Below are 12,372 nucleotides of genomic sequence, written 5' to 3' on the forward strand. Positions count from 1 at the left end.
AGCCGGTTGAACCTCAGAGCCGATCGGACACCGTGACGGAAGCCCGGTTCAGGTAGATCCACACCCCGTCGGTGTACTCGGGGTTCCCGCAGGTCTCACCACTGACCTTCACCGGCAGGATGGTCGATGAGCCGGCCAGGTCGGCCTGCGAGGCCGTCGCGGTGAACGACCCGGGCAGGCTCGGGCAATACTCCAGCTGCACCCGACCGTACAGGTCGGTGAACTGCACCTCGATCCGCGCGGTCGGCGCGGGCAACAGAACGGTGAGCACCACGGCCAGGGCAGCCAGCGCCAGACCGACGACGCCCAAGACCGATCCCAGGATGGTCAGCCCGCGTCCGGGCACGACCGGATGCGCAGGGGTCACCGCTGAGTCAGGCGCGGCAGGGCCAGCCGCGGATGCGCCAGCCACGGCGGAGCCAGCCACGGCGGGGTCGGCCGTGTTCCACGGTTGTGCGCCGGGTGGCGGGCCGGGCGGCGGCTGCACCTCGGGCCGCACGGCCGGCGGCGTGGCGGGCAGTGACGCGGCGAAAAGCACGCAGGCGCCGGCCAAGACCAGGATGAACCCGAGCAGGCCCGCGAAAACCCAGGGGCTCAGGCCCGCATAGGCCGTCACCTGGGGAGCGAACCTCAGCCCGACCGCGATCACGGCGGCCGCCACGGCGAACGCGGCACCGAGGAACCTGGCCTGTCGACGCCAGACCGACGGTTTGTCGGCGCCGGTGTGGCCTGGCTGCTGGGGGCCTGTCCGTTCGCTCATCACGCCGACACCATAGCGTCGGCCGGTCGGCACGGAAAGGCCCGGCCGGGCCGGCGGTCAACGCAGAACACCCCCGCCCAGGAGGGCGGGGGTGTGTCTGTCGTATTTACTGCAGCGAGCTTGCCGGCCGCACCGACGTGCGTACAGCGGGCTCGCTCGATCGCGTGTGCTTAGAGCGCGTTGACAGCCTTGGCGATAGCGGACTTCTTGTTCGCTGCCTGGTTCTGGTGGATGACGCCCTTGCTGACGGCCTTGTCGAGCTTCTTGGAAGCAACGGCGAGGCTGGCGACAGCCTTGTCCTTGTCACCGGCGGCGACGGCGAGGCGGGTCGACCGGATGGCGGTCTTGAACTCGCTCTTGACCGCCTTGTTGCGCTCCTGCGACTTCTTGTTCGTGAGGATCCGCTTGATCTGCGACTTGATATTTGCCACGTTTTTTACGCTTTCGTTAGGTTCTTGTTCGGATGGGCCGCCCGGTGATAGAGGGCACCGTGCGGCGAAAATCGTGTGGGGTGGGACCCAACACGCAAGCCAACAGGCAACGATACCAGTTATCGGCCCGGATGGTTGACCGGATCGGGGGAGTCAGGAGCGAGATCCGCCTCGACGTCGGCAATGATGCGCCTGAGCACAGTATCAAACCGGTGCGGCCGGTGCAGGCTCACCAGGTGGCCGGCGCCGGGGACCGTCACCAGGGTGCCGTGCCTGGCCGCCGTGAGGAATCGTCGCTGGTGCAGGCGGAAGTGGTCGTAGGCGCCGTTGACCAGCCACACCCGGCCGGGAAAGGCCCGGAGATCCGCCAGCGGCGACAACCTTCCGGTCGCCGCGAGACCCGCGTCCATGACGTCGAGGGCCACACCGCCGGCGAGCACGTCCTGCACGGCGTTCGGAGGGAGCATCCGCCGCACCATGAAGGTGTGCAACCGGAGGCCGCGGTCGGGCAGGCGGTGGATGAGGCCGGCCAGCCGGCGGTAGGCGGCCAGGCCAGGCCCGCCCGGTTCGAACGACGACCCGGCTGCCACCAGGCCGAGCACCCGGTCCGGGTTCCTGGCCGCATAGGCCATGGCGTAGTACCCACCGAGCGACAGGCCGACCAGCAGCACCGGTCCGCCCAGCCGGTCGACGCCGGCATCGATGGCGGCGAGTGCACCCTCGAGGGTGAACGCCTCGTCCAGGCGCGAACCGTGGCCGGGCAGGTCAATCGCGAGCACCGGATGCCCCGCCGCCGCCAGCCACGCCAGCTGGTGCCGCCACATGCTGGCAGACGTGCGGATCCCGTGCACGAGCAGAACCGGGATTCGCGGGCCGCCGGCACTCATCAGACGCCCCGGATGGTGCCGGACGCGCGGGCGCTGGCCACGGCGGAGGTGCGGGAGCCGACGCCGAGCTTGCCGAAGATGTGCACAAGGTGCGACTTCACCGTGGCCTCGCTGAGGAACAGGTCCTGACCGATCTGCCGGTTGGAGCGGCCGGCCGCCACCAGGCCGAGCACCTCGACCTCCCGGGGGGAGAGCCGGCCCTCCGGGATTCGCGAACGGTCCGCCAGCCGGGTCACGATGGCCGGCGCCAAGGCGCTCTGGCCCGCCGCCGCGGCCCGGACGGCTGCGACGAGTTCGGTCGGCGGGGCGTCCTTGAGCAGATATCCGCTCGCGCCGGCCTCGATGGCCCCGAGGATGTCGGCATCCGTGTCGTAATTTGTCAGGATCAGGACGTGCGGTGCGCCAGGTGCCGCCCGGACCTGGCGGGTGGCCTCGGCGCCCTGCAGGCCGGAAACGGGCTGCGCGCCGCCGAACTGGAGGTCCATCAGCACCACATCGACCCGGCCAGACGCGGCAAGGGCCACGGCGTCTTCCGCGGTGGCCGCCTCCAGTTCCACCACCAGGTCCGGTTCGGCGCCGAGCACGGCGCGCAGGCCCGCCCGCACCACCGGGTGGTCGTCGGCGAGCAGCAGCCGGATCATGCCAGCCCCTCGCGGATCGGGAATCGCACAGCGACCGCGGTGCCCTGGCCCGGCGCCGACTCCAGAACGAAACTGCCGCCGAGCTGTTCGACGCGCTGCCGGATGGCGACGAGCCCGAACGAGTCCGGGCTCTGGGCCGTCGCGGCGGTGAGGGTGAAGCCCCGGCCGTCGTCGACGATGTCGAGGGCGACCTCATCGGTCATGTAGCTCAGGGTGACCTCGGCCCGGTTCGCGCCGGCGTGCTGGGCGACGTTGGCCAGCGAGCCCTGCGCGATCCGCAGCAGGGTCGTCTCCAGTGGCATCGGCAGGGCTATCGGGTCGCCCGTCACGTGCAGGCTGACCCGGGTGGCCCGTTCACTGCCCGCCGCACTGCCCACAGCGGTGCGTTCGGCCGACGCGGCGAGCCTGGTGAGCGCGCCGGGCAGGGTCTGGGTGTCCAGGGCGGGCGGGGTGAGTTCCCGGATGAATCGGCGGGTCTCCTGCAGGTTGGCCGCCGCGGTCTCCCTGGCCAGGCGCAGGTGCTCCAGCGCCGCCGGGTCGGAAACCCGGCCCTCTGCGGCGTGCAGAAGCATCTGGATGCTGGACAGGCCCTGCGCCACGGTGTCGTGGATCTCCCTGGCCAGGCGTTCCCGCTCGGCGAGGGTGCCTGCGTCCCTGGCGGCGGCGGCCAGCTGGGTGCGCGTGGCGAGCAGGTCCTTGATCAGGTTCTGCCGTTCGGCCGCCTCACGCAGGAGGGCCCGGTAGCCCAGCCCTACCGCCACCGCGACCGCCGCCCCCACCAGCGGACCGAGGGTGGCGCCCAGGCTCAGGCCCACATGGAAACTCATCGCCCAGATCGTCAGCACCACGCTCAGCAATACCAGCGGGATTCCCGCCCGGAGGGGCAGGACATGCAATTGCAGGAAGAACAGCGGGAAGACGATGAATGCGGCATCCGGTTCAAGTAGGGTCAGCGCCAGCCATTCCACCAGCAACAGAGTCATCCACACGGGCACAAACCAGACCGACGGCCGGCGTCTGGCCAGCTCGCTGCCACCGATGTAGGTGCCGAGGAACACGGCCGCCAGGACAACGGTGGCACCCGCGCCGGCGGCGGGACCGAGCAGGGCGCGAACCACCACGAGGCCGGTCAACAGCACGATCAGCAGATGCAGGCCGATACGCAGGCCGGAGAACACCGGGGTGAGGGCCGAATGCGGCAACCCGTCACCGATGCTGGCCGGAGGCATGGGATCCCGGCGGGCGGGGTGGGGGCGGAGGGCAATGGTGGACATGATCCGCTCAGCATAATCAGGCCAGCAGAAGGCGTCATCCGTCGAACGGTTGACCGGCAGGTCACCAGGGCAGGTCACACCGGCACTGCGAGGCATGGGAGAATTGGGCCCATCATGTCACCGAGAGCTCTCAAGGCGCTGGAACCGGCCGCAACCGCCCCCGCGTTCATCCGTAACTTCTGCATCATCGCGCACATCGACCACGGCAAGTCCACGCTGGCCGACCGGATGCTGCAGATCACCGGCGTCGTCGACGACCGCTCCATGCGCGCCCAATACCTGGACCGGATGGACATCGAACGCGAACGCGGCATCACCATCAAGAGCCAGGCCGTGCGCATGCCGTGGGAGATGGACGGTCAGACCTACGCACTGAACATGATCGACACCCCCGGCCACGTCGACTTCACCTACGAGGTCTCCCGCAGCCTCGCCGCCTGCGAGGGCGCCATCCTGCTCGTCGACGCCGCGCAGGGCATCGAAGCCCAGACGCTGGCGAACCTGTACCTGGCGCTGGAGAACGACCTCACCATCATCCCGGTGCTCAACAAGATCGACCTGCCGGCGGCCGACCCCGACAAGTACGCCAAGGAGCTCGCCAGCCTCATCGGCGGCAGCCCCGACGACGTGCTGCGGGTCTCCGGCAAGACCGGCGTGGGCGTGTCCGAGCTGCTCGACCGGGCCACCTCGCTGATCCCCGCCCCGGTCGGCGACGCCAACGCGCCGGCCCGCGCGATGATCTTCGACTCGGTCTACGACAGCTACCGCGGCGTCGTCACCTACGTGCGCATGATCGACGGGCACCTCAGCCCGCGCGAGAAGATCCAGATGATGTCGACGCGCGCCACCCACGACATCCTCGAGATCGGCGTCACCAGCCCCGAACCCACGCCGAGCAAGGGCCTGGGCGTCGGCGAGGTGGGCTACCTGATCACCGGTGTGAAGGACGTGCGCCAGTCCAAGGTCGGCGACACCGTCACCACCGCCATGAAGCCGGCCACCGAGGCGCTGCCCGGCTACACCGAGCCGAAGCCGATGGTGTTCTCCGGCCTCTACCCGATCGACGGCAGCGACTACCCGGCGCTGCGCGAAGCGCTCGACAAGCTCAAGCTCTCGGATGCGTCGCTGGTCTACGAACCGGAGACCTCCGTCGCGCTCGGCTTCGGCTTCCGTTGCGGCTTCCTGGGCCTCTTGCACCTCGAGATCATCACCGAGCGCATCGACCGGGAGTTCAATCTCGACCTGATCACCACGGCGCCCAGCGTGATCTACGAGGTCACCACCGACGACAAGAAGACCGTCACGGTCACCAACCCGAGCGAGTTCCCGAACGGCAAGATCGCCGTCGTCGAGGAGCCCATCGTCAAGGCCGCGATCCTCGCGCCCAAGGACTACGTGGGCGTGATCATGGAACTCTGCCAGGGCCGCCGCGGCACCCTGCTCGGCATGGAGTACCTCGGTGAGGACCGGGTCGAGATCCGCTACACGATGCCGCTTGGCGAGATCGTGTTCGACTTCTTCGACCAGCTCAAGAGCAAGACCGCCGGTTACGCGTCGCTGGACTACGAGCCCATCGGCTCGCAGGAGGCCGACCTGGTCAAGGTCGACATCCTGCTCCAGGGCGAACAGGTCGACGCGTTCAGCGCCATCGTGCACCGCGACAAGGCCTACGACTACGGCGTCCTCATGACCGGACGCCTCCGCAAGCTCATTCCGCGCCAGCAGTTCGACGTGCCCATCCAGGCTGCCATCGGCGCCCGCATCATCGCCCGCGAATCGATCAGCGCCATCCGCAAGGACGTGCTCGCCAAGTGCTACGGCGGTGACATCTCCCGCAAGCGCAAGCTGCTCGAAAAGCAGAAGGAGGGCAAGAAGCGCATGAAGATGGTCGGCCGGGTCGAGGTTCCGCAGGAGGCGTTCATCGCGGCGCTCTCGGGCGACGAACCGCCCAAGAAGGAAAAGAAGTAACGATCATGCGCCGCTCGACCTTCACCGACGCCGCCGTGACCTACGCGGCCATCGGCGGCACGCTCGCCCCCGACCTGATGCGCTACCCGCCCAAGGGGCACCACCCGCTCGAGCGCACTGTGCGCCTGGGCAGCGGCGAGGACCGCTTCCGGGTGGCGACGACGGCGCTGATGACCTGGGGCGTGCAGCGCGGCAGCGGCATCGAGGTCACCGACCTCGACGCCGGCACCGGCGTGCAGTACACCGGCATCGTCTTCACCGACGAGGGCACGCCGGCGGCCAACCAGGAGCACCCGGTGAACGAGGCGACCTTCGCCGAGGACGGCACCCCGTTCATCAGTAACGGGATGACCGCCGTCCTGAAGATCCCCAACGGCCCGTTCACCGTCGCCGCGCCGGTGCGGGTGGTCTACGTCATCGATGAGGTCGACAAGATCGGCTTCGGCTACGGCACCATGCGCGGTCATCCGCAGAACGGCGAGGAGTGCTTCATCGTCGACCGGCGCGCCGACGATTCGGTCTGGCTCACCATCCGCTCGTTCTCCCGTCCAAGCACCTGGTACTACCGCCTCGCCTGGCCGGTGCTGCGTTTCCAGCAGGAGCGCTACACCAAGCGGTACCTGCTCGCCCTCCACCCCGTCGGAATGGGCTGATGGCCGGACCGCACCCGGTCGGCGACCCCGCGCCCCTGGACGGACTGATCCCGGCCTCGGCCGCCGTCGGCGCCGCTGAACGCGACTTCGGCGTCTACCTGCACGTGCCGTTCTGCAAGGTCCGCTGCGGGTACTGCGACTTCAACACCTACACCGCCACCGAACTCCGCGGTGTGAAGCAGAGCGACTACGCCAGCCAGGCGGTTCTCGAGGTCGAGTCTGCCGCGCGCATCCTCGCCGAGTCCGGCGTTCCGGCGCGCCCGGCCGCCACGGTCTTCTTCGGCGGCGGCACCCCCACTCTGCTGCCCGCCGACCACCTGGTGCGCATGCTGCACTCGGTGCGCGACACCTTCGGCATCGTGCCAGGAGCCGAGATCACCACAGAGGCCAACCCCGACTCCGTGGATGCGGCGTACCTGCGCCAGCTGGCCGAGGCCGGTTTCACCCGGGTGTCCTTCGGCATGCAGTCCGCGGTTCCCCGCGTCCTGGCCACTCTCGAGCGCACCCATGATCCCGAGCGCGTGCCGCTCGTGGTGCAGTGGGCACGGGAGGCAGGCCTGGACGTGAGCCTCGACCTCATCTACGGCACACCGGGGGAGACCATCGAGGACTGGCAGGCCAGCCTCGAGCAGGCCATCGGGCAGAAGCCCGACCACATCAGCGCCTACTCGCTCATCGTCGAGGACGGCACCAAACTCGCTCGGCAGATCCGCCGCGGCGAGCTCGTACAGCCCGACGAAGACCTGCAGGCCGACTTCTACGAGCTGGCCGACAGACGGCTGGAAGAGGCAGGCTACAGCTGGTACGAGGTGAGCAACTGGTCCACGGACGAGGCGCACCGCTCCCGCCACAATCTCTCCTACTGGCGCAGCACCGACTGGTGGGGCGTCGGCCCCGGGGCGCACAGCCACGTCGGCGGTGTCCGCTGGTGGAACGTCAAGCATCCGGCCGCGTACGCCGACCGGATCCTGGCCGGCCATTCGCCGGCCGCCGGACGCGAGACCCTGGACGACGCCACCCGCGAAACCGAACGAGTGCTGCTGCTGACCAGGATCCGGGAAGGTATCCCGGTCGCGACGCTCTCAGCACTCGGCCGCCGCGAGGTCGCCGGCCTGATCAACGATCGGTTGATCGACGGCCGGGCCGCCATCGGCGGGAACATCGAGCTCACCCTGACGGGCCGTCTGCTCGCCGATGCCGTGGTGCGCCGGCTCCTCACGGACTGAACCTCCGCGAACTGTGAGCTAAGCCCCGAAACGCGCGCGTTTTTGGGGCTTAACTCACAGTTCGCGTGGTCGTCGCGCTAGTTGAGGAACTTGATGGTCAGCGGGTAGGTGTACCACTCGCCCTTGTTGGCCGCGACGGCGGCGATGATGCTGAACACGATGTTGAGGATGCCGGCGGCGGCGATGATGAGCACCCCGATGCCGATGACGGTGAGGATCCCGCCGACAAGGTAGGCGATGGCCAGCGTGATCTGGAAGTTCAGGGCAGTCGCGGAGTGCGCGCGGATGAACGGACCCCGGTCCTTGAGCACGATGTAGCCGATCAGGGCGGGCAGGAAACTGAAGATGATGCCGCCGATGTGGATCAGGGTGGCCCAGAGCTTCTCGTCGGCCGGGCTCAGCTGGCTCGGTGCCTGGTATGGGGTGGCGGGGGGAGGCGTTGCCTCTGACATTGGATCTCCTTTAGGGACTCCGGTGGAAAGGCCGGGTGCGCACGGGTGTCGCTGTCTCCAGAATAGCGCCGCTCGGCGTTCACCGAGCGGGCAAACTAGCTGATCAGGCGGAGAGAGAACGGATAGCGGTAGCCGCGGCCCTCCCGAGCGCTCAAGAAGGCGACCACCGAGAAGATCGAGCCGAGCAGCCAGAGCACCCAGCCCAGGGATGACAGCACCGACAGCAGGCCGAAGGTGAGCAGGCCCAGGATGGTCGCGGCAAGGTTGATGGCCACGTAGCCGATCAAGAGCGTGATCTGGAAGTTCAGCGCTTCCTTGCCCTCAGTGTTGGTGAACGGCCCTCGGTCCTTGAAGACCAGCCAGATGATCAGGGCCGGAGGAAAGAAGAGGATGCCGCCCAGGTGGGCCAGAGAGGCCCACTGCCGGTCCTGCTCCGGGGTGAGCGGCGCCCCGGCTGCCGGCGGCTGTGCTGGTCCCTGTCCCGTGGGATAGCTCATGACAATGCCCTTCGGTGAACGGTGCGTGGTGGTCGTTGGTTCAACGCTACTGCCCGAAATCGTCCGGGAGCAATGGGTATCGCCGCCACCCGCGATATGATTAGCAGTCAAACAATGAGAGTGCCAGCGCAGAACAGGCACACCGGGTACGAGGGAGGCGAATGATCATGGTGTCAGATCGCAGCCTTGAGGTGCTTCGGGTCATCGTCCAGGACTACGTCGCGTCCCGCGAACCCGTCGGGTCGAAGTCGATCGTCGACAGGCACGCCTTCGGTGTGTCGGCCGCCACCATCCGCAACGACATGGCGCTCCTCGAAGAAGAGGAATTGATCGTCGCCCCGCACACCTCGTCCGGGCGAATCCCCACCGACAAGGGCTACAGGTTGTTCGTGGATCACCTCGCCGACCTCCGCCCGCTCACCGGCGCCCAACGGCAGGCCATCGAGGTGTTCCTCGGCCAGTCAGCCGATCTCGACGAGGTCCTCGCCCGTAGTGTGCGACTGCTGTCCCAGCTCACCCACCAGGTCGCCCTCGTGCAGTACCCGTCGCTGTCCCGCGCCACCGTGCGCCACATCGAACTGGTGCCGCTGAGCGACACCCGAGTGCTGTCGGTCCTGATCACCGACTCCGGGCGGGTCGAACAGCGCGTCGTCGAGCTGCCCAGGCTGCTGGACGAAGCCGCCCTGGCCGAACTCCGCTCCCGGCTCAACGCCGTTGTGGGCGGCCTGAGCATGAGCGAGGCCGCCGCCGCCCTGACCGGGCCCACCGGTCTGGGCGGGCCGGAGGTGCAGGACCTGATCGACCTGATCACCTCCACCCTGCGCGACCAGGTCGGCGCCAACCGGCAGGACCGTCTGGTCATGGCGGGAGCCGCGAACCTGGTGCGCACCGAGGACGACTTCACCGGCAGCATCTATCCGGTGCTCGAGGCTATCGAGGAGCAGGTGGTGCTGCTGCGCCTGTTCGGCGAGATGGCCACGGACCAGCACGGCGTGTCAGTGAGCATCGGCCGCGAGAACGCACCATTCGGGCTCGGCGAGACGTCGGTCCTGACCAGCGGATACACCTCCCGCGGTGACGCGGCCCGGCTGGGCGTCCTTGGCCCGACACGGATGGACTACTCCAACAACATGGCGGCCGTGCGCGCCGTCGCGAGGTACCTCTCGCGCCTGCTCGGCGAGAACTGACCCCACCTAACCTTCCTGCACGACTTCCCACCCCAAGACCGCACAACCGCAAGGAGAGCCAGCTTTGGCTGACCATTACGAAGCACTCGGCGTCGCCCGCGATGCCAGCACAGACGACATCAAGAAGGCCTACCGCAAGCTCGCCCGCCAGCTGCACCCCGACGTCAACCCCGGCGCCGAGGCGTCCGAACGGTTCAAGACCGTCACGCACGCCTACGACGTGCTGAGTGACCCCAAGCAGCGCCAGAACTACGACCGCGGAGGCGACGGGCGCTCCGGCCAGGGCGGCGGCGGCTTCGACGCCGGCAACTTCGGCGATATCTTCGAGACCTTCTTCGGCGGGGGCGGTGGCGGCAGCCGCGGGCCCCGGTCCCGGCGCGAGCGCGGCCAGGATGCCCTCATCCGGGTCGAACTCGACCTCGACGAGGTCATCTTCGGCACCCACCGCGACATCGAGGTGGACACGGCGATCGTCTGTGCCACCTGTTCGGGCACCTGCTGCCAGCCAGGCACCTCGCCGGTCACCTGCGACATCTGCCACGGCACCGGCAGCATCCAGCGTGCCGTGCGCTCGCTGCTCGGCAACGTCATGACCTCCAGCCCCTGCGGCTCGTGCCGCGGCTACGGCACCATCATCGCCACCCCCTGCGTGACCTGCCAGGGCCAGGGCCGAGTGCGCGCCCGCCGCACCGTGCCGGTGGACATCCCCGCCGGCGTCGACACCGGCCTGCGCCTGCAGATGCCCGGCAGCGGCGAAGCCGGCCCGGCCGGTGGCCCGAACGGTGACCTGTACCTCGAGATGAAGGTGCGCCACCACGACGTCTTCAGCCGCGACGGCGACGACCTTCTCTGCACCCTCGAGGTGCCGATGACCGACGCCATCCTCGGTGCGACCGCCACAGTGAAGGCTCTCGACGGTGACATCGAGGTGGAGCTGCGCCCCGGAGTGCAGGCCGGCGAGATCCTCACGGTCAAGGACCGCGGTGTCACCAGACTGCGCGGCAACGGCCGCGGCGACCTGCGGGTCGGCGTGCAGGTGCTCACCCCCACCAAGCTCGACCACAAGGAGCGGGAACTGATCGAGGCCTTCGCCGCCAGACACAAGGTTCCGGCCCCCGCCCTCAGCCAGTTCCAGCAGGGCCTGTTCGCGAAACTCCGCGACAGGTTCCTCGGCTAGGAACGCAGTCCAGATGGCGCATTTCTTCCTGTCCGACACCCTCGGCACGTCCGCCGACGGCGGCCGCGCCGCCGACCCCGTACCCGGGGCCACGGTGAGTCTCACCGGGGCCGAGGCCAAGCACGCCGTCACGGTCAGCCGGGTGCGGCCCGGCGAGACACTGCTGCTGGGCGACGGCGCCGGCCTGATACTGGGCGTCACAGTCCTGACGGCGGCGCCGGCGGAACTCACGGCCAGGGTGGACACGGTCTCCCGGACGCCGGCGGCCACACCACGGATCCTGCTCGTGCAGGCACTGGCCAAGGGCGACCGCGACGAACTCGCCGTACAGGCCGCGACCGAGCTCGGCATCGACGGGGTCATCCCGTGGGCCGCCGCCCGGTCGGTCGCCCGCTGGGAAGGTGTCAAGATCGCCAAGGGGCAGGCGCGGTGGTCCGCCATCGTGCGCGAAGCCAGCAAGCAGTCCATCAGGGGATGGTTGCCCCAGGTGCTGCCGCTGACCAGCACCAAGCAGCTGGCCGTGCTGGCCACGACCAGCCGGATGCTCCTGCTCGAGCCGACAGCCGAACTCAGGCTGACCGCCGTCGCCGTACCCACCGACGACAGGGACATCGTGCTCGTCGTGGGGCCGGAGGGCGGCATCGCCCCCAGCGAACTGGACATCCTCGAACAGGCCGGCGCCAGCCGGGTGCGCCTGGGTGACACCGTGCTGCGCACGTCGACGGCCGGCCCGGCCGCGGTCGCCATCCTGAACGCAACCCTCGGCCGCTGGTAGGAGCGCTTAAGATAGGACTATGGCTTCCTCCGGTGCAGAACCCACGATCTTCAGCCGTATAGTGGCGCGCGAAATTCCGGCGACCATTGTCGCGGAGACCGATCACATCATCGCGTTCAACGACATCGCCCCGCAGGCGCCCGTGCACGTCGTGGTGACCACCAAATCCCAGCAGTACCGCAACGTCGGCGAACTGGCGGCGGGGGACCCGGCGCTGCTTGCCGAGCTGATCGCCGTGGCCGGCCGGGTGGCCGACGAGCACTGCGGCAGCGAGTTCCGGCTGATCTTCAACACCGGAGCCTCCGCGGGCCAGACCGTCTTCCACGTGCACGCGCACGTCCTCGGCGGCGTCCTTGAGGAGGGCACGCTTGCTGCCCTCTGACGCCGAGACGTCCGGCAGCGATGCCGTGGGCGTGGTGCGGAAACTCCTCGTCGACGGCGTCG

14 protein-coding genes are annotated in these 12,372 nt (G+C 68.8%); 7 read left to right on the top strand and 7 right to left on the bottom strand.

The window, feature by feature from the left end; translation table 11 throughout:
* Nucleotides 1-13: 13 nt before the first annotated feature.
* From E3T61_RS08315 to E3T61_RS08335, 5 genes are all read right to left on the bottom strand, one after another.
* Nucleotides 14-760 carry a hypothetical protein gene (locus tag E3T61_RS08315; protein WP_134640386.1) on the bottom strand — a complete coding sequence of 249 codons (747 nt, stop codon included), beginning with the start codon at nucleotides 758-760 and terminating at the stop codon, nucleotides 14-16.
* A gap of 170 nt (nucleotides 761-930) precedes the next feature.
* Nucleotides 931-1,191, bottom strand: a complete 261-nt coding sequence (gene rpsT, locus E3T61_RS08320; RefSeq protein WP_130179349.1) for a 30S ribosomal protein S20 — start codon at nucleotides 1,189-1,191, stop codon at nucleotides 931-933.
* Nucleotides 1,192-1,310: 119 nt separating this feature from the next.
* Entirely contained in the window at nucleotides 1,311-2,078 is a 768-nt protein-coding gene (locus E3T61_RS08325; protein WP_134640387.1) for an alpha/beta fold hydrolase, read from the bottom strand.
* Nucleotides 2,078-2,719 (bottom strand): response regulator, encoded by a 642-nt coding sequence (locus tag E3T61_RS08330; protein WP_134640388.1) that lies wholly within the window; start codon nucleotides 2,717-2,719, stop codon nucleotides 2,078-2,080. Before E3T61_RS08330 ends, E3T61_RS08325 begins: the two co-directional genes overlap by 1 nt.
* The gene (locus E3T61_RS08335; protein ID WP_338145520.1) at nucleotides 2,716-3,993 is read right to left on the bottom strand and encodes a sensor histidine kinase; all 1,278 of its coding nucleotides are present in this window, start codon (nucleotides 3,991-3,993) and stop codon (nucleotides 2,716-2,718) included. Before E3T61_RS08335 ends, E3T61_RS08330 begins: the two co-directional genes overlap by 4 nt.
* Nucleotides 3,994-4,107: 114 nt before the next feature.
* On the opposite strand from E3T61_RS08335, the gene lepA reads away from it, so the two are divergent.
* The 3 genes from lepA to hemW are packed head-to-tail and all read left to right on the top strand — an operon-like array spanning nucleotide 4,108 to nucleotide 7,840.
* Nucleotides 4,108-5,961: a translation elongation factor 4 gene (lepA, locus tag E3T61_RS08340; RefSeq protein WP_134640389.1), complete on the top strand. Its 1,854-nt coding sequence runs from the start codon at nucleotides 4,108-4,110 to the stop codon at nucleotides 5,959-5,961.
* A 5-nt stretch (nucleotides 5,962-5,966) separates the two neighbouring features.
* Nucleotides 5,967-6,614 (top strand): DUF1990 family protein, encoded by a 648-nt coding sequence (locus E3T61_RS08345; protein WP_134640390.1) that lies wholly within the window; start codon nucleotides 5,967-5,969, stop codon nucleotides 6,612-6,614.
* Nucleotides 6,614-7,840, top strand: a complete 1,227-nt coding sequence (hemW, locus tag E3T61_RS08350; protein WP_134640391.1) for a radical SAM family heme chaperone HemW — start codon at nucleotides 6,614-6,616, stop codon at nucleotides 7,838-7,840. The genes E3T61_RS08345 and hemW overlap by 1 nt, the downstream gene beginning before the upstream one ends.
* A 77-nt stretch (nucleotides 7,841-7,917) precedes the next feature.
* On the opposite strand, the gene E3T61_RS08355 is transcribed toward hemW, so the two are convergent.
* Entirely contained in the window at nucleotides 7,918-8,292 is a 375-nt protein-coding gene (locus tag E3T61_RS08355; RefSeq protein WP_134640392.1) for a DUF4870 domain-containing protein, read from the bottom strand.
* Nucleotides 8,293-8,387: 95 nt separating this feature from the next.
* A complete protein-coding gene (locus tag E3T61_RS08360) occupies nucleotides 8,388-8,789 on the bottom strand; it encodes a DUF4870 domain-containing protein (RefSeq protein WP_134640393.1) in 402 nt (133 codons plus the stop codon).
* Nucleotides 8,790-8,956: 167 nt separating this feature from the next.
* On the opposite strand from E3T61_RS08360, the gene hrcA reads away from it, so the two are divergent.
* The 4 genes from hrcA (at nucleotide 8,957) to E3T61_RS08380 (ending at nucleotide 12,310) form a co-directional block, all read left to right on the top strand.
* Nucleotides 8,957-9,976 (top strand): heat-inducible transcriptional repressor HrcA, encoded by a 1,020-nt coding sequence (gene hrcA, locus E3T61_RS08365; RefSeq protein WP_134640394.1) that lies wholly within the window; start codon nucleotides 8,957-8,959, stop codon nucleotides 9,974-9,976.
* A gap of 64 nt (nucleotides 9,977-10,040) precedes the next feature.
* On the top strand, nucleotides 10,041-11,153 hold the full coding sequence (gene dnaJ / locus E3T61_RS08370; RefSeq protein WP_134640395.1) for a molecular chaperone DnaJ: 1,113 nt from the start codon (nucleotides 10,041-10,043) through the stop codon (nucleotides 11,151-11,153).
* 13 nt (nucleotides 11,154-11,166) lie between these two features.
* Complete coding sequence (locus E3T61_RS08375; RefSeq protein ID WP_134640396.1) at nucleotides 11,167-11,928, top strand: 16S rRNA (uracil(1498)-N(3))-methyltransferase; 762 nt, start codon at nucleotides 11,167-11,169, stop codon at nucleotides 11,926-11,928.
* A 19-nt stretch (nucleotides 11,929-11,947) separates the two neighbouring features.
* The gene (locus E3T61_RS08380; protein ID WP_134640397.1) at nucleotides 11,948-12,310 is read left to right on the top strand and encodes an HIT domain-containing protein; all 363 of its coding nucleotides are present in this window, start codon (nucleotides 11,948-11,950) and stop codon (nucleotides 12,308-12,310) included.
* Nucleotides 12,311-12,372 lie beyond the last annotated feature (62 nt).

The sequence above is a fragment of the Cryobacterium lactosi genome (assembly GCF_004403945.1).
Classification (GTDB): Bacteria; Actinomycetota; Actinomycetes; order Actinomycetales; family Microbacteriaceae; genus Cryobacterium; species Cryobacterium lactosi.

Coding starts and splice junctions, on each gene's coding strand:
- lepA (WP_134640389.1), top strand. CDS start 4,108: ATGTCACCGAGAGCTCTCAAGGCGCTGGAACCGGCCGCAACCGCCCCC.
- E3T61_RS08380 (WP_134640397.1), top strand. CDS start 11,948: ATGGCTTCCTCCGGTGCAGAACCCACGATCTTCAGCCGTATAGTGGCG.
- E3T61_RS08330 (WP_134640388.1), bottom strand. CDS start 2,719: ATGATCCGGCTGCTGCTCGCCGACGACCACCCGGTGGTGCGGGCGGGC.
- E3T61_RS08345 (WP_134640390.1), top strand. CDS start 5,967: ATGCGCCGCTCGACCTTCACCGACGCCGCCGTGACCTACGCGGCCATC.
- E3T61_RS08355 (WP_134640392.1), bottom strand. CDS start 8,292: ATGTCAGAGGCAACGCCTCCCCCCGCCACCCCATACCAGGCACCGAGC.
- E3T61_RS08325 (WP_134640387.1), bottom strand. CDS start 2,078: ATGAGTGCCGGCGGCCCGCGAATCCCGGTTCTGCTCGTGCACGGGATC.
- E3T61_RS08315 (WP_134640386.1), bottom strand. CDS start 760: ATGAGCGAACGGACAGGCCCCCAGCAGCCAGGCCACACCGGCGCCGAC.
- E3T61_RS08375 (WP_134640396.1), top strand. CDS start 11,167: ATGGCGCATTTCTTCCTGTCCGACACCCTCGGCACGTCCGCCGACGGC.
- E3T61_RS08360 (WP_134640393.1), bottom strand. CDS start 8,789: ATGAGCTATCCCACGGGACAGGGACCAGCACAGCCGCCGGCAGCCGGG.
- E3T61_RS08335 (WP_338145520.1), bottom strand. CDS start 3,993: ATGTCCACCATTGCCCTCCGCCCCCACCCCGCCCGCCGGGATCCCATG.
- hrcA (WP_134640394.1), top strand. CDS start 8,957: ATGGTGTCAGATCGCAGCCTTGAGGTGCTTCGGGTCATCGTCCAGGAC.
- hemW (WP_134640391.1), top strand. CDS start 6,614: ATGGCCGGACCGCACCCGGTCGGCGACCCCGCGCCCCTGGACGGACTG.